Genomic DNA, 16888 nt, shown 5'->3' with positions numbered 1-16888 from the left:
TCAGTCGTTGCGACGGATGAAGTCGAGGCCACCGGGCACCTGGAAGGTGGGGAGCACCTCGATGAGACCAAGATTGACGTGGCCAGGGGCGTCGATCGCGAACTCGATGGTATCCGCGATGTCCTTGGTAGTGATGGATTCGTAGCCTTCGTAGAAGGTCTCCCACGCTTCCTTCATGGCTTCGGGCGTGCCGCCGAGGTTGCGACCGAAGATCTCGGTCTCGACCCGGCCGGGGCAGATCTCGGTCACTCGAATCCGCTTGCCGATGCAGTCGTTTCGCAGCTGGCGCGAAATCTGGTGCACCGCAGCCTTGGTCGCGTGGTAGGCGGTGTGGCCGTAGAAGTTGTACAGGCCGGCGATGGAGCTGATGTTGACGACATGACCTAGATCGCGCTCCACCATTCCCGGCAGCAGAATGCGGCACAGGTGCAGCACCGCACGAAGATTCACGTCCACCATCGCGTCGACCGATGCTTCTTCGGCGTCGAGAATGTTTCCGGTTGCGGACACCCCCGCGTTGTTGACGAGGATGTCGATCTCCAGTCCGCCGACAGCTTCGGCGAGCGCGGCGGTGTCGGTGATGTCCACGGGCAGAGGGATCATTCCGGTGCGATCGGCAACCTCACCGAGCTTGTCGGCATTGCGGGCGACGCCGTAGACCGTCAGTCCGCGCTTGGTGAACATCTCGGTGACGGCGGCACCCATTCCGGTGTTGGCGCCGGTGACGAGAGCTGTGCGGTAATCGGAGAAAGGCATTGTGTGCTCCTACAGGAAGAAATTGGTATGACCCGGCGGCCGCCGCGGACTGCAGGCGGCCACCGGGCCGGATCAGGAGTGACTCACGCGAGAAGTCACAGAGTGTCGCGTAGCGGAACGTGGGCGCGATCGGTGATGGTGCTGACCGCGATCAGCGTGCCGATTGCAGTGATGACCGCGTAGAAGGCGGGAACGTAGATACCGAATTCGGGGATCAACCAGGTCATCAACAACGGTGCGGTACCACCGAAGAGTGCGGACGAGATGTTGTAACCCAAACCGTAGGCGGAGTAGCGAACCCGCGTGGGGAACAGTTCGACGATCAGGATGTGGATGACGGCTGTGTGCCCGGCGAAGATCACTGCCATGAGGCAGGCACCGAGAACGGCGAGGCCGACGTTGCCGGTCACGATCATGGCATAGCAGGGGATCGCTCCGATCGCCATTGCCGCAGCTGCACCGGCGATGACCTTCTTGCGACCGATCCGGTCGGAGAGAGCGCCCATGAACGGAATCGCGAAGCAGATCGCGACCAGGCTGGATGCGGTGACGAGAAGCGCTGTCCCGGTCGAGAATCCGATCTGATCGCCTTTGAGGAACGTGGGCATGTACGAGAACAGAACGTAGTAGCCGGAACCATTCATCAAGGGGATGAACAGGGCGAGGATCATGGCGCGACGGTGTTCGGGAGTGGAGAATGCTTCCTTGAGCGGATTGCGCGACAAACCGCCGGATTCCTTGAGCCGCTCGAAGTTCGGGGTATCGGAGGTCGCGCGGCGGATGTACCAGCCGATGATTCCCATCGGAATGGCCATGAGGAACGGGATGCGCCACGCCCACGATGCGAGTCCGCCGCCGTTGATCGCGTCGGCGTTGAGCCACGGCGACATGGCAAACGCGATCATCGTTCCGGTCAGCAGTGCGAGGAACGACGCGATCTGCGCGTAGCTCGTGATCAAGCCGCGCTTGCCTTCCGGGGCGTGTTCGGCGAGGAACGTCATGGCGCCGGCAGCTTCACCACCGACGGAGAATCCCTGCACGATCCGCAGAAAGATCAGCAGTGCCGGTGCCGCGATACCGATGGCCGCGTAGGTGGGCAGCAAGCCGATACCGGCGGTCGCCACGCTGATCAGCATGATGACGAACACCAACATCTTCTGTCGACCGATCCGGTCGCCGAGGATGCCGCAGACCACCGCGCCGAGGGGCCGAACGAAGAACGAGACCGCGTAGCCGGCGAACACCAGCATCAGCGCGTCGCTCGACTTCGATACGTCGAAGAACACGATGGCCAGTGCCGTCGCCATGAACGCGAAGACACCGTTGTCGTAGAGCTCGACGAAGATGCCGACGCAGCCCGCTGCGACGACTTTCCGGACCTTGCGCGGGTCGGCTACCTGGCCGTCTACCGCTTCGATGGTGTTGGTCATGCTGTCTCCAAAATAGACGCGCGGCGCGGAGCGCTCGCGGGGCGTGTGGTGCCGACGTGGCTCGGTACTCGGGCTTCCGAGGTGTGAAGAGGTATCCGGAGGGTGGTGAATACGTTCTCCACACGCCGCCTCAGCAAGGCGATGCGGTGCTGCTGTTCGCGGTGCTCTGCAACCGCCGTTGCGACGCTGCAGTTCCGGAATCGGACGCGGTGCCCGGGTCGGGCCTGTCCCAGCTGTGAGAGTGAAACGGTGGTGACGACTGCCAGCACCGGATAACCGGCGGTGACGCCTCTACCTCGATGCAGGACCAGAAGTTCGTTGCCAGCGGGTACTTCGACGGCGCCGATGGGGACGCCGCGCGAGAGGACCTCGCCGGTGCCGGTGCGCTGTGGGAGCGGCTGCTCATCGGTAGATGCCAGCCGAAGCCCGATGTGATTGCTCTGATCGCCCACCACGAATTCGGTGCCGAACAGCGCGGCTGCACTCTCCCCGAAGTCGTCGATGTCGGGGCCGTCGGTCACGTCGAGCGTCCACACGTTGCCGAAGGACGGTCGGTCGGGCAACAACCGGAACAGCGGTAGCCGGAAGACCGGGTGGTCGATCGGCGGGCAGTCGGTGTCGACGACCAGCGTCTCCCCCGCGGTCAAGTGACGGCCGAATCCGAGGACCTGGTCGGGAGCGCAGCTGCCCAGGAGGTAGTCGGCCGTCAGCTCTCCGTGGACGGCGACGTAGACGCGCAATCCGTCGTGAATTCCGGTGACGGCAAGCCGCTGACCGGCTCGCCAGACGATCGGTTCCCACTGCGGTTGCCGATGTCCGTCCACCGTCACTGTTGCGGGTGCACCCGTGACGGCGATCAGCAGATCCGTGGACGCCGACGCTGAAAAGTCGAGGGCCGTCAACTCCAGTAGCGGGGCCTCGCGCCTACTACCCACCAACGCGTTGGCGATCTCCGCGCTGATCTGGTCGGCTGCGCCGCCCGTCGCCTGACCGAACTGTGACGCCGATCCACGCCCCAAATCCTGGACGGAGCTGATTCCGGGAGTCAGGACGGTGACGGTCTCAGCCATGGGGATCACCCCCTAAGGGCAGGAGCGAGCGTCCGTCGAAGTCGTCCCAGCGATCGGCGTCGATCGCACGGAAGACGAACAGATCGCCCGGGCGGTAGGCAGAAATCTGCTCCGACGCCGGATCGACCAAGATGAGCGGGGTCCGGCCGATCACTGCCCAACCGCCGGGCGCAGGCCTGGCCGAAACGACTGCCTGACGTCCGGCCACCGCAACGGAACCGGCCGCGACGTGCGGTCGCGGGCTCGATCGGCGCGGGATGGGAAGGCCGAACGCCGGGCCGTCGAGCATCGGGGCGCCGCCGGGTGAGCCGTAGCAACGCATGACCAACGGGGCTGCGGAGTGAAGGCGCACCACTTCGGCTTCGGTGACGCCGAGAAACCGCGCTGTATCACCCAGGTCCGGGCCGTGTTCGCCCCCGTAGACGACGGGGATCTCGAACGTCCTAGGTTCACCTTCCAGCGGTCGGGGGATAGTCGTTGCTTCGCGAACCAGGCCGCGGACGGCGTCGTGGTCGGTGAGGAGGTTGTCGAACTCGACCAGCAGGGCGTCGTATGTCGGGATGACGCTGACGATGCCGTCGGCACCGAGATCGAAACGTGCAGCGATCGATCGAACGGTGTTCCAGTTCTGCTCGGCGGTCCCGCCGCTGACACTGACGCGAACGGCGGCGTCACCGCAGTCGGCGACGTAGGTCTTCACGCGGAACACCCGACATCACGGGCCCGCCGTGACGCCACGACCCGGGTCAGCGGCGCAATGGTGACACCGGCGGCCTCGAGCGCGGCGCGAATCGCCTTCGCGTTCGCGACGGCACCGGGGTTGTCACCGTGCACGAGGACCGTATCGGCGACAACCGGGATCAACGTGCCGTCCACAGCTTCGACGACTTCCTCGACCACCATCCGAACGGTCCGCTCGACCAGAACGTCGACGTCGTGAATCACCGCTCCCGGCTCGCTGCGGGGCACGAGAGTTCCGTCGGAGTTGTATGCGCGATCCGCGATTCCGACGATGCCGACGCTCAATCCGCGGGCAGTCGCCTCGTCGGCCAACGCCCCGTCCTGGGCGAGCACGATCAACGACGGATCGAAGGCCGCGACCGCATCGACGACGGCGCGCGCGTAATCCTGGCGTACGGCAACAAGATTCCCGAGCTTGCCGTGGGGAGCGATGTGCGACAACGACGTTCCGCTCGCGACCGCAAAGGCGTGAAGGGCGCCGAGTTGGAACAGCACGTCGGTTCGGACCTCGTTCTCACTGAGATCCATCGCGCGACGTCCGAATCCGGCGAGGTCCGGAAAACTCGGATGCGCGCCGATGCCGATACCGCGCGATACGCACCCCCGCACGGTCGCATCCATGGTTCGTGGATCGCCTGCATGGAATCCGCAAGCGATGTTGGCCGAAGTCAGCGTGTCGAGCAGAGCATCGTCGGCGCCCATGGTCCACGTGCCGAAACCTTCGCCGAGATCGGCGACAAGATCGATGCTGGTTGCCATTTCGGTCCTTCCGGTTCGTTTACTTGTTCGTACGGGCGCCGTTGCCCGTGGTTGGTCCGACTGTCGAAGTTCTGTGTGTCGACTTCGGTGTTTCTGGGACGCTACTCAGGAACGCCAAAGGGTTGTTAATACCGTTTCGCGTTGGGGTGATCGGAATTCGATATGTCCGTTGAGCTGGTAGTTTGCACAGCATGGACACGAGAAGGCTCTACTCGTTCGTACGAATTGTCGATGCCGGCAGCATCACCCGAGCCGCCGACATCCTGCACATCGCACAACCCGCCCTGAGCCAACAGATGACGTCGCTGGAAACGCAGTTCGGTCAGCAACTTCTGATCCGCAGCAAACAGGGTGTCGAGCCGACCGATGCGGGGCACGCACTCTATCGGCATGCTCAGGTGATTCTGCGTCAGGTGGAGAGTGCCCAGGCCGAGGTGTCCGTGGTCGGACGGGCGCTGGCGGGTGGCGTCTCGGTCGGCCTCGCCCCGTACAGCACCGCGACGGCAATCGCCTTGCCGCTCTTGGCCCGTGTGCGCGAGCAGCACCCGAATATCTTGTTGCACATCAACGAGAACTTCGGTGGCGTGCTCAGCGAAGCGATGATGACCGGTCGCATGGATCTGGCGTTGTTGTACGACGCCGGCCCGATCAAGGGTGTGACGTTCGAACGCTTGCTCACCGAGGAGCTGGTGGTGGTTGCGCCGTTCGGTACCGGACTGGCAGGCGAATCGGGATCCGACATCTCCCTGCCCGAGATCGCCGAACTGCCACTATTGCTTCCGGGTCGGATGCACACCATCCGCAAGGTGGTGGAGCAGGCTTTCGACCGTGCAGAGCAGCAACCGAACGTCGTGGCCGAAGTGGAATCGGTGATGACGCTGTCCGAGGCCGTACGCACCGGATTGGGCGCGACGGTTCTGCCGTGGTCGGTGGCCCGCAGGGTCATGGACGTCGAAGCGCTCGAGCTACGACGCATCGAGCCGGGCATCGAAGTGCATGTCTCCCTTGGCACCCCGGCCAATCAGCCCCTCTCCAAACCGGCCGAGGCGGTGCGCGATGTTCTGCGCACCGTCGTTGCCGATTACGTGAAGGGAACCAACGCGAGCGGTCAGTAGCCCGCCGACGGATCGATCACGGCGGCGAGGTCCTCACCTGCGGCGAATCGGGCGACGTTGGCTGCAACGTGATCTGCCAGGACGCGGGTGAGCGTCGTAGCCGGGTTGGCGACGTGTGGAGTGATGATCGCGTTGGGCAGCTTCCACAACCGATGCCCGTCCGGCAACGGCTCGGGATCGGTGACGTCCAGTGCCGCCCCGCCAATCGAACCGGCTTCCAGTGCGTCGACCAATGCGTCCGTGTCGACGAGGGTGCCACGCGCGATGTTCACGATCCAGCTCGACTCCGACATCTGGTCCAGTTCGGCCTTGCCGACCAGATGCCGCGTCGCGGATGTCGACGGTGCTGCGATCACGAAGTGATCTGCCTTGGACCAGATTTCGCCGGTGCGGTCGGCCGAGAGCGTTTCGGAAGCACCCTCGACAGGGGTCCCGGAGCGGGTGATCGCGATGACCTTGACTTTGGACGCGGCGAGGTACGGGATCAACGCACGGCCGATTCCGCCGCAACCGATGATCGCCACTGTCGAGCCCTGCAAAGTGCCCACCCGCGGGTCGAACTCTTCCTTGCGCCACGACTGCGCCGCCAATTGTTCAGGGAGAGAACGAACTCCGGCGAGGAGAAGCATCATCGTATGTTCGGCAACATTGCCCGCGTACGCTCCGGCAGCAGACGTCCAGACCCGCTTGTCGTCGATCACCCCGGCGTCGAACCAGGGCTCGATGCCGGCGAACGGCAACTGCACCCAGCGAACCGAATCGGGTAGCGACGACGGGAACGTCTCCGGCCCGTGTACCCACACGACGCCCTCGGCGTCTGCCAGTGGAACGAGAACTCCACCGGCTCGGCGTATTCCGTCGGCGACGTGAGGATCCTCGACGGGACCGAGGTGGATGCGAGGGGCGCTGGCGTCTGTCATGTGGGTGCTTTCTGTTCGAGTAGCGGACGATCTAACAGCGGACAATCAGACGACGGCCGTCATTCCGCCGTCGACGTAGAGGATCTGACCGTTGACGAAATCCGAAGCCGGGGAGGCCAAGAACAGTAGCGACCCGATCAGCTCCTCGGTACGGCCCCAACGTCCGGCGGGTGTCCGCTTGGCAAGCCACGCGGTGAACTCCGGATCGTTGACCAGCGCAGAGGTCAGTTCGGTGTCGAAGTATCCCGGTGCGATCGCGTTGATCTGCAAACCGAAGGGTGCCCAGTCGGCGCACATTCCGCGGGTGAGCATCTTGAGCCCGCCCTTGCTGGCCGCGTACGGTGCGATTCCCGCTCGGCCGAGTTCGCTCTGCACCGAGCAGATGTTGACGATCTTCCCGTGTCCGCGCTCGACCATGCCGCGGGCGAATTCACGTCCGACGTAGAACGCACTGGTCAGGTTGGTGTCCATGACACGCCGGAAGTCGTCGTCGCCGAACTCGAGAAGCGGGGCGCGGTGCTGCACGCCGGTGTTGTTGACAACGATCTCGACCGGGCCGACCTCCGCCTCGATGCGTGTCGCCGCATCCCGGACGGCGGCCGAATCGGTGACGTCGAACGCGTATGCGTGCACCGTTGCGCCGGTCGCGTCGGCGATGCGTCGACCCTCGGCTTCGAGCACGTCGGAATTTCGGCTGTTGAGCACCACCACCGCACCCGCCTCGGCGAGACCAGTCGCGAGGGCCGAGCCGATGCCTCGGCTCGAACCCGTCACCAGCGCGACCTTCCCGGATATGTCGAACGGGCCGGGGCTTGCGGTGCTACTCACGCTGTGACGCTCCTCTGAGATGTATGGATGTAGTCGACTGCCTCGCCCACCAGTGTGCTCGGTTCGGAGACGACATTCAGCGTGATGCCGCGCTCGTCGTCTGTAAGCGGTTCGAGAGCCTCGAACTGGGAGATGAGCAGACTCTCCGGCATGAAGTGCCCGGCGCGGAAACGCATACGTGCGGAGATAGTCTCGAAATCACCGGCCAGGTGGACGAACTGCACGTCGAGACCGTCCGGGCGCAACCGGCCCCGATAGTCCTTTCGCAGAGCCGAACAGGCAACGACGCCTGTTCGTCCCGCATCGGCACGCTCGGAAAGCCAGGCCGCGATCGCGTCGAGCCACGGCACACGGTCTTCGTCGGTCAACGGTGTCCCCGAACGCATTTTGGCGACATTGGACTCGGGGTGCAGATCGTCACCGTCGACGAAGTCTGCCCCGAGAGACGTGGCGAGACCCACTGCCACGGTGCTTTTTCCAGCACCGGCCACACCCATCACAACTACCTGCACGGTCATGCTTCGACCATGCCCGACTACCGAAGGCCAGACAATACTCGAGTGATACCGGTTCGCGAGGGTGCCATAGCGGAACGATCTAGGAACTTCTGCCCGTTCGAGCCCTATCCGTTCGCCTTTGCGATCGAATCCTTGCCCTCGGCCGCTCCACCCTCGATGGTGTCGTGCTGGATGGGAACGAACTTCTTCTTCGGCAGCAGGAACAGCCACGTCGCGAAGACGAACGGGCCCGTTCCGGCCGGCAGGCTGATCGGAGCAAAGGCAGACACCAGCGTGCCGTGGATGACAACAGTCACCAGTACTCCGAAGACGGTGTAGACGAACACACGCCACGACGGGTTGTAGAACACCGATCCGAGAGCAATTGCCGTCAGCACCGAACTGAGCCCGTAGAGACCATTGCCGATGTCGACGGTGTTTGCGCCCAGCGCCAGTACCGAACCCATCGCTATCGCGGAACCGATGAGCGCGAACAACGCCGCCCAACGCGACGCGACCAGCAGCGCGATCACGAAGATAATGCCGGTGACAGTGTTGTTGATCAGAAAGATCTGGGAGACGTTGCGAAACAGCGTGTCCCACAGGAAGTTGAAAGTGATGTCGGCATGAACCGACGCGTCCCCGATGTGCTGGGGAAACTGGCCGGCGCTGAGGTCCGACGTTTCGATCCGCAGGAACTGGAACGCCGCGAGGAGGAAGAACCAGTTGACGAGGTTGAACGGAAAGGTCAGCGCCGGTACGCCCCACGTCTTGAAGACATTGGCAACGGCCAGGAACGCGATCGTCGACGCGGCAGCTCCCACCACGAGGTAGATCCACAGCATCACACCGCCGGCAAGGAACGTCGGAAAGGCAGCTCCCACAAGAACTCCGTTGTATCCGTACAGGCCGATACGCATCGAATCGTCGTCGGAGTGCAGCATCATGCCGGTGACGGTGGATACCACCAGACCCACCACGGCACCAATTGCGACGGTGATCGTGTCCGCGGCTATCGCTCCCCAGAAGATACCGACCAGAAACAGCAGGCCCGTCAGCGCATTGCCCTGGAACATCACCTGCCCGGAGCCTTTGAGATTGGTGTCGATGAATCTGAGCACGACGTTCTTGTCCGCGACGTCGTCCCAGGGTTTGGTGATGGTGGTCATCGCACGTCCCTCGATCCTTCTCCGACGATCCGCGTCATCCCCACAGCGGGACGGGCGGAATGGTGGTGTCCAGAACTGCCTTTCGTACCAGAGACCAGAAATCACGGACCTTCGCCTTGACGGGTTCGCTCTCCGGACCGAGGACTTTGAAGATGAGACCGGCGTCGTTCGGTAGCCGGCTCGCCCCGGAGACGACCTTGCCGTCACGGCCCGGAACTATCTCCTCGAGAATGGCGTCTGCGTGCTCCTTCGGTGTCAGTAGGATGACATTGCCGAAGACGTCGTGGTCGCCCATGATTCCGCCGTATCGCACGGGGAAGCGTGCCGGTTCGATCACCAACTTCTCGGTGAAGAGATTCTTCCCGTCCGGGCGCTTCGCCTTGATCAAGGTGGAGTACAGGTCGTAGACGAACATCTCTCCGCCGTCGTGGTACTTGCGACCCGGCATCACGATCTCCGAGAACAACAGCGTTGCAGTCGGATCCACCGTGATGTCGGTGCGCGCGTAGTACCTCGCGCTGCGGTGTGGGATCGTCACTCCCGGCATCAGTTCGAGATACGAATTCTCGGCCAGCACCACTTTCTGGAGTTGTGACGCGTGATTGGCATCCATCCGGTGGACTTTGGTAGCCGACTGGGTGGTCACGTGTGCAAGGGAACCTGGCTCCATTTCGATGGTCAGGAACAGTCGATCGCCTTGCAACACACTGCCGGACGTCGAGATCATGTAGACGCACGGCATGGTCGGCAACGCTTCGTCCCAGTACAGCGCCTGCTGAACGAGCAGCGGTGTCTTGCGGTACATGTCCCGCAGAATCGTCTTGTCGCCACGGTCGACAAATCGCATCTCGAGAACGCCGGTCTTCCCGACCTTGCCGGCCGGGGCCTGCTTCGGCTGGTCCTGGTACTGGTCGAGTTCCGGGATGGTCGGGATCGGCCCCGGGAGCGACCGCGATGCTCCCGGGACGGACGTTGCGCTCACGGTGCGCTCGCTCCCACTTCCTCTTCGTCGAAGAGGACTCCGTGCACGATGAGGTCCACCACTTCCTTGATGCCTTCCCCGGTCATGCAATTGGTGAAGACGAACGGCTTGTCGCCGCGCATCCCCTTGGAGTCGCGATCCATGACTCCGAGATCGGCGTTGACGTACGGTGCGAGATCGGTCTTGTTGATGACCAGGATGTCGGAAAGCGAGATTCCCGGACCGTTCTTGCGCGGAATCTTGTCGCCTGCGGCTACGTCGATGACGTAGATGAAGAAGTCGACCAGAGCTGGACTGAACGTCAGTGTGAGGTTGTCGCCACCACTTTCGATGAACACCACGTCGGTGTCCGGGAACGTCTTCTCCATGTCCTCGACCGCCGCGAGATTCATACTCGGGTCTTCGCGGACGGCGGTGTGTGGGCAGGCTCCCGTCTCCACGCCGACGATACGTTCCTCCACGAGAACACCTTTGAGAGCCTTGCGCACATGCTTGGCATCTTCGGTGGTGACCACGTCATTGGTGATGATCAGAACGCTGGTGCCCCGCTTGATGAACTCCGGCGTGATCGCCTCGATGAGTGCGGTCTTACCCGAACCCACGGGTCCGCCGATTCCGATGCGCGTTGTCTTCTTCATCGTTCTCCTTCTAGTTCATGAACATTCGGACGTGCGCCTTGACGTGAACCGCAGCCAGAATGTCGATCATCGGGGCGAAATTGGACATGTCGTCGAGTCCGTAGTCACGCACTGCGGCGTACTCACGGCCGGCGCTCTGATTGACCTCGAACAGAATCTCTTGCGTCGTGAGGTGATCGACTCGGACGATACGAAGGGCAGCGCCGAGCAACGTCATCGCGACACCGTACTGATTGACCGTGAAAGCGTCCTCTTCCGGAGAACCCATCTCCGCGAAAGCAATTCCGAGGCCGACGGGGTAGGTACCCGGCGTCTCCCCCGATGCGATCGCGGCCAACCACTTGTTGAACAGGGTCTCACCGGCCAAGCGCCCGCCGAGTTCGGCCAACTTCTTACCCATGCGGGTACTCATCGTGCGTGCTTCTTCGTTGAGTTTGCGTTCGATCACTGCATGATCAGCGGCGAGGATCGCCGAGAAATCACCGGCTGCCGCACCCCGGTGCGCCGCGAGTACGGCGATACCGTCGCACGTCGCGCCCTGATGGGCGGCCGAGAGCACAAACTCCCGCAGCGACGGACCACCCGTGACAATTCCCTGCGCCACGGCCGATTCCAAACCGTTGGAGAACGAGAAGGAACCGACCGGGAACATGGAATCGGAAAACTGCATCATCCGCATCGCGCGGTTGATGCTGAGCCCGGATCCCTCAGACGAGAGGGTCATGGGTATGCCCCTCGCCCTCACGCGCGGCCGCACCGAACAAACGGCGTGCCTCGTGTGGAGCGATGTAGGGAATTACCTCGGCGCCCGGGATGAAGGTGTACTCGATGCCCTCGAAAGCATGTGTCCGCATCACCGAGCCCATGACCGCCTTGTCGACCGTCAACGGAACGTAGACCTTCATTCCCTTCACCACCGCAGGCCAGTGCTGGTTACCCACGGCATGTCCCAACTCCAAGCACGTCTGAATCATCTTCTCGGGCGTCACCTCGACCAGTGCGCTCAGGTCGATCTCCAACACGTCCTTGAGGTTGATCCTCGCCACGACGACGGTGTTCGCCTGCTCGTCCCACAGCAGAATGTCGCCGTCCTGCAACTGAATACCCCGATCGAGCGAGACGGCCAATTCACGGCCACCGATCGTGGTGCGTCGTAACCGACTCTTCTGCGCTTCCCACTGATCGAGCGACAAGACGTCGACTACCGCATTGTCGAGTCGACCGGCCCACTCCTCGTCGGTCTCCTTCCCGAGCAGCGCGTCGACTCGCGTCGGCTTTCCGCTCGGCGCGGTCATCTCGCCGTGCGTGTGTGGCGTCGCATCGGCGCCGTGCGTGTGTGTGATTGTTCCCGACACTGGAGACCCCTAACTGAAGAAGTAAAGTTGGTTCAAGCGAATGGATTCGGCAGGTTCGACGTATGCGTGGACGCCGTCCGCAGTCACCGCGAAGGTCTCCGGGTCCACCTTGATTTCCGGAGTGGCCGAGTTGCGAACCAGATCACGCTTGGTGACTGTTCTGGTCCCCTCGACAGCAACAACCTGACGTTCGAGACCGAGCCGGTCCTTGATGCCGTCGTCGAGTGCCGCTCGCGAGACGAACGAGACCGAACTCTGCGGCAACGCCTTGCCGAATCCACCGAACATCGGCCGGTAGATCACCGGTTGTGGTGTCGGGAGTGAAGCATTCGGATCTCCCATGGCATGCCAACTGATCAGACCGTTCTTGATGATCGTCTTCGGCTTCGCACCGAAAAATGCGGGCTCCCAGAGAACAAGATCCGCCATCTTCCCGACACCGATCGACCCGACCACATGCGAAAGACCAAACGTCAACGCGGGATTGATCGTGACCTTCGCGACGTAGCGCAACACGCGGAAGTTGTCGTGCGTCGGTGAATCCTCGGGCAGCTTTCCGCGGGACCGCTTCATGCAGTCCGCTGTTTGGATCGCGCGTAGCCAGTTTTCTCCAACCCGGCCCATCGCCTGTGAGTCACTCGAGAACATCGAGATGACGCCCATGTCCTGCAGTACGTTCTCGGCACCGATCGTCTCGGCGCGAACGCGGGACTCGGCAAACGAAACATCCGAGGGCACTTTGGGATTGAGGTTGTGACAGACCATGATCATGTCGAAGAGCTCGGCCTGAGTGTTGATGCCGTACGGCAACGTCGGATTGGTCGACGCCGGAAGTACGTTGTCCTCGCCCGTCACTCGCAGGATGTCGGGTGCGTGACCGCCGCCCGCACCCTCGCTGTGATAGGTGTGAATCGTACGGCCTTCGAAGGCCGCGATGGTGTCCTCGACGTATCCGGCCTCGTTGAGGGTATCCGTGTGAATGGCGACCTGAACGTCCATTTCGTCTGCCACCCGCAGAGACTCACGAATTGTGGCCGGTGTCGCGCCCCAGTCCTCGTGGACCTTCAGACCGGCCGCACCGGCCTTGATCTGTTCGACCAGCGACTGATGCCCGGACGAGTTCCCCTTGCCCAACATGCAGACGTTGACCGGCAAACCCTCGTTGGCCTTGAGCATCATCTCCATGTTCCAGATACCGGAAGTGATGGTGGTGCCGTTGGTTCCGTCGGTCGGGCCGATACCACCACCGATCAGCGTCGTCACTCCCCCACTGAGTGCGTGGTACGCCTGCTGTGGTGACACGAGGTGAACGTGTGGATCGATGCCGGCGGCAGTGAGGATCATCTGCTCACCGGAAATCGCGTCGGTCGCCGGACCGGTGGTCAGCCCCGGGGTGACACCTTCCATCGTGCTGGAGTTTCCCGCCTTGCCCCAGCCAACGATCTTGCCGTCCTTGATTCCCACGTCTGCCTTGACGACGCCGATGGTTGCATCGACGATGACCACGTTGGTGATCACGAGGTCGAGGGCACCGTCGATGCTGCATGACTCCGGATCCTGGCCCATGCCGTCGCGCAGCGTCTTGCCGCCGCCGTAGATCGACTCGTCGCCGATCGTTCGAAGATCTTCCTCGACCTCGATGTACAGGTCGGTATTGCCCAGTCTGATCTGGTCACCCGTGGTGACCCCGAACAGACCCGAATACTCTTGTCTCGAAATGCTTGTCATGGGTGTTGCTCTCCTTCGTCCGCCGTGAACGAGAATCAGTCGGTTTGAGGTTCGGACAGAAAGCCGAGTTCTTCGGCACGCTGGACGGCTCCGGGAAGCCGAGGCCGGTAGGCGGCGTGGGTCGGCGCCCAACCGTCGACAAGTCCGTTGAAGCCTTGCACTCGTTGCTTGCCGCCGAACGGCACCAACGTCACTTCCTTCTCGTCGCCCGGCTCGAACCTGACCGCCGTGCCCGCGGGAATGTCGAGGCGCCAGCCGAAGGACTGTTCACGATCGAAGGACAACGCGCGATTGACTTCCATGAAGTGGTAGTGCGAACCCACCTGGATGGGACGGTCACCGGTGTTTCGGACTCGCAACTTCAAACGTGGACGGCCCTCGTTGAGTTCGATCGGCTCGTCCCGCAACACGTATCCGCCGACCGGCACCTTCTTCTCGCCGCCGGAATCCTTCTTCGTCGATTTGCTTGCCATCTTGGAGTGCTCCTGACATCTCGGTCGGGCTACTGGATCGGAGAGTGCACGGTGACGAGCCGGCTACCGTCGAGGAACACCGCCTCGACCTGCACACGTGGAATCATCTCCGCGACACCGTCCATCACGTCGTCGACCGTCAAGGCGTGCGATGCGTCGGCCATGACCTCCTCGAGAGTCTTGCCCTCCCGAGCTCCCTCCAGGGCGGCTGCAGTGATAACTGCGACGGACTCCGGGTGATTGAGTTTGAGCCCCTTTGCCTTTCGCCTCAGTGCGACATCCGCCAACATGAGGATTGTCAGCTTGTCGAGTTCTCGCGGTGTCAGATGCATTCTGAACGCTCCTTGTCGATCATGCGGTAACTCCCTGTCGTCGAATACATGTCAGCTCCCCTGTTCCGTCGCTTCGGTGAGAGGTTCGGCCGCTTGCTGGACGAAACCGCTCCTCCTGCCGCCCGAGTACTCGTTGATCGCGTCCAGAACCGCCTGTGCATGTTCCGAGGCGACCAGCACCTCGACACGCAACCGCTCGGTGAACACGACGTCGTTGCGTTGTCCGCGGAACTTGAGCGAGGCCGAGTCACTCGCGGAGACATGCGCTTCCGATACGACTATCGACTCCGCTCCGGCGGCCAGCAGCGCCTCCCGTAGCTTCTCGGACTCGATGGTCTGCAATACCGCGGTGATGAGTTCGTGCTTCGGGGCGCCGAGGTTCGGAACAAGTTTTGCCCCCTCGACCAGGACCCCCGAGTCGAACCCGCTGGTCTGCGGCGCACCACCTGCGTCGACGAATGCGGCGTTGTAGCGGTATGCGTCCATGCCTTGCTGACGACGGTCGATGTCCACCTGGTCTTTTGGGGCCAGCTTGAGACCGATGGTCTTCTCGATGCCCGTGGCGATCAGCCAGGTCACCACGAACGAGAAAGCGATGACGACGATCAACGCCAGCGCCTGCTCGCCGAGTAGTCCTGCCCCGCCGCCGAAGAAGAGTCCGTCGCGGCCGATCGAATTGATGGCTTTTTCGCCGAACAAACCGAGAAGGAGTGAACCGAGGATGCCGCCGATGAAGTGGACCGCGATGACGTCGAGCGCGTCGTCGAACTTGAAGATCGACTTGAGCGCGAGCGCGAAGTGGCAGACCAGTCCGGCAAGCGCGCCGATCGCCAACGCGGAGAAGGTGCTGACGAAGCCGGCGCAAGGGGTGACGGTCGCGAGACCGGCTACCGCGCCGGTGATTCCGCCGATCGCCGTGGCCTTGCCCTCGGTGTACCTTTCGATGACGAGCCAGACGACCATACCGCCCGCTGCGGCGATGTGAGTGTTCATCAAGGCCTGTGCCGCAACACCATCGGCAGCCAATCCGTCGCCCGCGTTGAATCCGAACCAGCCGAACCACAGGATGCCTGCGCCGATCAACGCCAGAGGCACCGAGTGCGGGACTGCCTCGGCGTTGGGCCATCCCGGACGTTTACCTACCACCAGCAAGATTGCCAGGGCGGCGGCGCCGGCGGATGCGTGGACGACAATTCCGCCGGCCCAGTCCTGAGCTCCGCGGAGCGCCAACCAGCCTTCGGGATTGAAGAGCCAGTGCGCAATCGGGGGGTAGACGATGATCGACCACAGCACGAGCAGAACGGCCCAGCCCAAGGGCTTGAGCCGGTTTGCGGTCGCACCGGTGATCAGCGCAGGCGTGATGATCGCGAACATCATCTGATAGACCACGAACGCCAGAGTCGGTACCGCGACTGCACCTTCGATCAGGTGGAAGCCCGGGGCGGCGGCAGTGTGTATGTCCTGCAAGCCGAACAATTTGAGGTCACCGAGGAAGCCGGAACCCCAGTCTCCACTGAACGCGAAGCTGTATCCGAACACGACCCAGGTAATCGAGACGAGTCCGAGTGGGACGAGGTTCTGCTGCAACATGACGAGCGCACTGCTACCACGCACCAGACCGGCGTAGAAGAAGGCGAGTCCGGGAACCATGAAGAGAACCAGACCCGCGGAGATCAGCACCCACGCCGTGTCCCCACTGTCTATCACTGCTTCGACTAACACCATTTCCATCGACATCGACGACCTCCGAGCATTATTCGGACCTGAACAAAGTCATTGGTTAGAGCAGCAATTCGCGATGTTCCGGTTCGCTGCGACAGTTACGCTACGCCCCATAGTTGCACCTTCTCAGCAAAATCGGGGGAACATCCGGTTTTCACGTTTAGTAGAGCATTGTTCTGGGAAAAGATGGGACTTTGCCTAAACATTGCGGACGCTCCACAACCTACAATTGCGGGACTAATTCTCGCCGAAAGTGGTTTAAATCTTGCAAAATGGGGAACGTAGCCGCAGGTGAGTGTCGACGGCCATCGTAAGCTCCCCACTGGCGGCCATTTATGGCGCATTTTGTGGCCATGGTTTCTCCCCGCGTACG

Annotated in this window: 18 protein-coding genes; 1 reads left to right on the top strand and 17 read right to left on the bottom strand. The window is 62.5% G+C overall.

Annotation, left to right across the window (positions count from 1 at the left end; genetic code table 11):
• The 5 genes from V3587_RS28185 to V3587_RS28165 all read right to left on the bottom strand — a co-directional run bounded on the left by V3587_RS28185 (nucleotide 1) and on the right by V3587_RS28165 (nucleotide 4756).
• Nucleotides 1-756, bottom strand: a complete 756-nt coding sequence (locus V3587_RS28185) for an SDR family oxidoreductase (RefSeq protein ID WP_007731698.1) — start codon at nucleotides 754-756, stop codon at nucleotides 1-3.
• A 95-nt stretch (nucleotides 757-851) separates the two neighbouring features.
• Nucleotides 852-2186: an MFS transporter gene (locus V3587_RS28180; RefSeq protein ID WP_283377548.1), complete on the bottom strand. Its 1335-nt coding sequence runs from the start codon at nucleotides 2184-2186 to the stop codon at nucleotides 852-854.
• Entirely contained in the window at nucleotides 2183-3256 is a 1074-nt protein-coding gene (locus tag V3587_RS28175; RefSeq protein WP_007731701.1) for a biotin-dependent carboxyltransferase family protein, read from the bottom strand. Before V3587_RS28175 ends, V3587_RS28180 begins: the two co-directional genes overlap by 4 nt.
• Nucleotides 3249-3956: a 5-oxoprolinase subunit B family protein gene (locus V3587_RS28170; RefSeq protein ID WP_244993216.1), complete on the bottom strand. Its 708-nt coding sequence runs from the start codon at nucleotides 3954-3956 to the stop codon at nucleotides 3249-3251. The genes V3587_RS28175 and V3587_RS28170 overlap by 8 nt, the downstream gene beginning before the upstream one ends.
• Nucleotides 3953-4756: a LamB/YcsF family protein gene (locus tag V3587_RS28165; RefSeq protein WP_007731705.1), complete on the bottom strand. Its 804-nt coding sequence runs from the start codon at nucleotides 4754-4756 to the stop codon at nucleotides 3953-3955. The genes V3587_RS28170 and V3587_RS28165 overlap by 4 nt, the downstream gene beginning before the upstream one ends.
• A gap of 191 nt (nucleotides 4757-4947) precedes the next feature.
• Between V3587_RS28165 and nac the strand changes: the two genes are divergently transcribed.
• Entirely contained in the window at nucleotides 4948-5871 is a 924-nt protein-coding gene (gene nac / locus V3587_RS28160; protein ID WP_030535780.1) for a nitrogen assimilation transcriptional regulator NAC, read from the top strand.
• Here the strand turns inward: nac and V3587_RS28155 are convergent.
• From V3587_RS28155 to amt, 12 genes are all read right to left on the bottom strand, one after another.
• Nucleotides 5865-6791 (bottom strand): D-isomer specific 2-hydroxyacid dehydrogenase family protein, encoded by a 927-nt coding sequence (locus V3587_RS28155; RefSeq protein ID WP_007731707.1) that lies wholly within the window; start codon nucleotides 6789-6791, stop codon nucleotides 5865-5867. The genes nac and V3587_RS28155 overlap by 7 nt on opposite strands.
• Before the next feature lie 45 nt (nucleotides 6792-6836).
• Nucleotides 6837-7619: an SDR family oxidoreductase gene (locus tag V3587_RS28150; protein ID WP_064687970.1), complete on the bottom strand. Its 783-nt coding sequence runs from the start codon at nucleotides 7617-7619 to the stop codon at nucleotides 6837-6839.
• Nucleotides 7616-8137 (bottom strand): gluconokinase, encoded by a 522-nt coding sequence (locus V3587_RS28145; RefSeq protein ID WP_030535782.1) that lies wholly within the window; start codon nucleotides 8135-8137, stop codon nucleotides 7616-7618. The genes V3587_RS28150 and V3587_RS28145 overlap by 4 nt, the downstream gene beginning before the upstream one ends.
• A gap of 104 nt (nucleotides 8138-8241) precedes the next feature.
• On the bottom strand, nucleotides 8242-9285 hold the full coding sequence (gene yut, locus V3587_RS28140; protein ID WP_064687971.1) for an urea transporter: 1044 nt from the start codon (nucleotides 9283-9285) through the stop codon (nucleotides 8242-8244).
• A 34-nt stretch (nucleotides 9286-9319) separates the two neighbouring features.
• A complete protein-coding gene (locus V3587_RS28135; RefSeq protein ID WP_058038192.1) occupies nucleotides 9320-10267 on the bottom strand; it encodes an urease accessory protein UreD in 948 nt (315 codons plus the stop codon).
• Nucleotides 10264-10905, bottom strand: coding sequence for an urease accessory protein UreG (ureG, locus tag V3587_RS28130; protein ID WP_283377547.1), 642 nt, complete (start codon nucleotides 10903-10905; stop codon nucleotides 10264-10266). The genes V3587_RS28135 and ureG overlap by 4 nt, the downstream gene beginning before the upstream one ends.
• A 10-nt stretch (nucleotides 10906-10915) precedes the next feature.
• A complete protein-coding gene (locus tag V3587_RS28125; protein ID WP_047271507.1) occupies nucleotides 10916-11629 on the bottom strand; it encodes an urease accessory protein UreF in 714 nt (237 codons plus the stop codon).
• On the bottom strand, nucleotides 11613-12260 hold the full coding sequence (gene ureE / locus V3587_RS28120) for an urease accessory protein UreE (RefSeq protein WP_050655600.1): 648 nt from the start codon (nucleotides 12258-12260) through the stop codon (nucleotides 11613-11615). The genes V3587_RS28125 and ureE overlap by 17 nt, the downstream gene beginning before the upstream one ends.
• 9 nt (nucleotides 12261-12269) lie before the next feature.
• Nucleotides 12270-13988: an urease subunit alpha gene (locus V3587_RS28115; protein WP_003943847.1), complete on the bottom strand. Its 1719-nt coding sequence runs from the start codon at nucleotides 13986-13988 to the stop codon at nucleotides 12270-12272.
• 35 nt (nucleotides 13989-14023) lie between these two features.
• Nucleotides 14024-14461: an urease subunit beta gene (locus tag V3587_RS28110; protein WP_003943812.1), complete on the bottom strand. Its 438-nt coding sequence runs from the start codon at nucleotides 14459-14461 to the stop codon at nucleotides 14024-14026.
• Between the two features lie 29 nt (nucleotides 14462-14490).
• Nucleotides 14491-14793 carry an urease subunit gamma gene (locus V3587_RS28105; protein WP_007731718.1) on the bottom strand — a complete coding sequence of 101 codons (303 nt, stop codon included), beginning with the start codon at nucleotides 14791-14793 and terminating at the stop codon, nucleotides 14491-14493.
• Between the two features lie 51 nt (nucleotides 14794-14844).
• Nucleotides 14845-16524, bottom strand: coding sequence for an ammonium transporter (gene amt / locus V3587_RS28100; protein ID WP_283377546.1), 1680 nt, complete (start codon nucleotides 16522-16524; stop codon nucleotides 14845-14847).
• Nucleotides 16525-16888 lie beyond the last annotated feature (364 nt).

This window comes from Rhodococcus sp. IEGM 1306 (assembly GCF_036541985.1).
In the GTDB taxonomy this organism is placed as follows: domain Bacteria; phylum Actinomycetota; class Actinomycetes; order Mycobacteriales; family Mycobacteriaceae; genus Rhodococcus_F; species Rhodococcus_F qingshengii.
This window is presented reverse-complemented; position numbering and strand designations above follow the sequence as displayed.

Excerpts from the sequence above, each read along its gene's own strand:
- V3587_RS28125 (WP_047271507.1), bottom strand. The coding sequence starts at position 11,629 with ATGACCCTCTCGTCTGAGGGATCCGGGCTCAGCATCAACCGCGCGATG.
- V3587_RS28105 (WP_007731718.1), bottom strand. The coding sequence starts at position 14,793 with ATGCATCTGACACCGCGAGAACTCGACAAGCTGACAATCCTCATGTTG.
- V3587_RS28110 (WP_003943812.1), bottom strand. The coding sequence starts at position 14,461 with ATGGCAAGCAAATCGACGAAGAAGGATTCCGGCGGCGAGAAGAAGGTG.
- V3587_RS28175 (WP_007731701.1), bottom strand. The coding sequence starts at position 3,256 with ATGGCTGAGACCGTCACCGTCCTGACTCCCGGAATCAGCTCCGTCCAG.
- V3587_RS28185 (WP_007731698.1), bottom strand. The coding sequence starts at position 756 with ATGCCTTTCTCCGATTACCGCACAGCTCTCGTCACCGGCGCCAACACC.
- V3587_RS28165 (WP_007731705.1), bottom strand. The coding sequence starts at position 4,756 with ATGGCAACCAGCATCGATCTTGTCGCCGATCTCGGCGAAGGTTTCGGC.
- V3587_RS28115 (WP_003943847.1), bottom strand. The coding sequence starts at position 13,988 with ATGACAAGCATTTCGAGACAAGAGTATTCGGGTCTGTTCGGGGTCACC.
- V3587_RS28155 (WP_007731707.1), bottom strand. The coding sequence starts at position 6,791 with ATGACAGACGCCAGCGCCCCTCGCATCCACCTCGGTCCCGTCGAGGAT.
- V3587_RS28145 (WP_030535782.1), bottom strand. The coding sequence starts at position 8,137 with ATGACCGTGCAGGTAGTTGTGATGGGTGTGGCCGGTGCTGGAAAAAGC.
- nac (WP_030535780.1), top strand. The coding sequence starts at position 4,948 with ATGGACACGAGAAGGCTCTACTCGTTCGTACGAATTGTCGATGCCGGC.
- amt (WP_283377546.1), bottom strand. The coding sequence starts at position 16,524 with ATGGAAATGGTGTTAGTCGAAGCAGTGATAGACAGTGGGGACACGGCG.
- V3587_RS28180 (WP_283377548.1), bottom strand. The coding sequence starts at position 2,186 with ATGACCAACACCATCGAAGCGGTAGACGGCCAGGTAGCCGACCCGCGC.
- yut (WP_064687971.1), bottom strand. The coding sequence starts at position 9,285 with ATGACCACCATCACCAAACCCTGGGACGACGTCGCGGACAAGAACGTC.
- ureG (WP_283377547.1), bottom strand. The coding sequence starts at position 10,905 with ATGAAGAAGACAACGCGCATCGGAATCGGCGGACCCGTGGGTTCGGGT.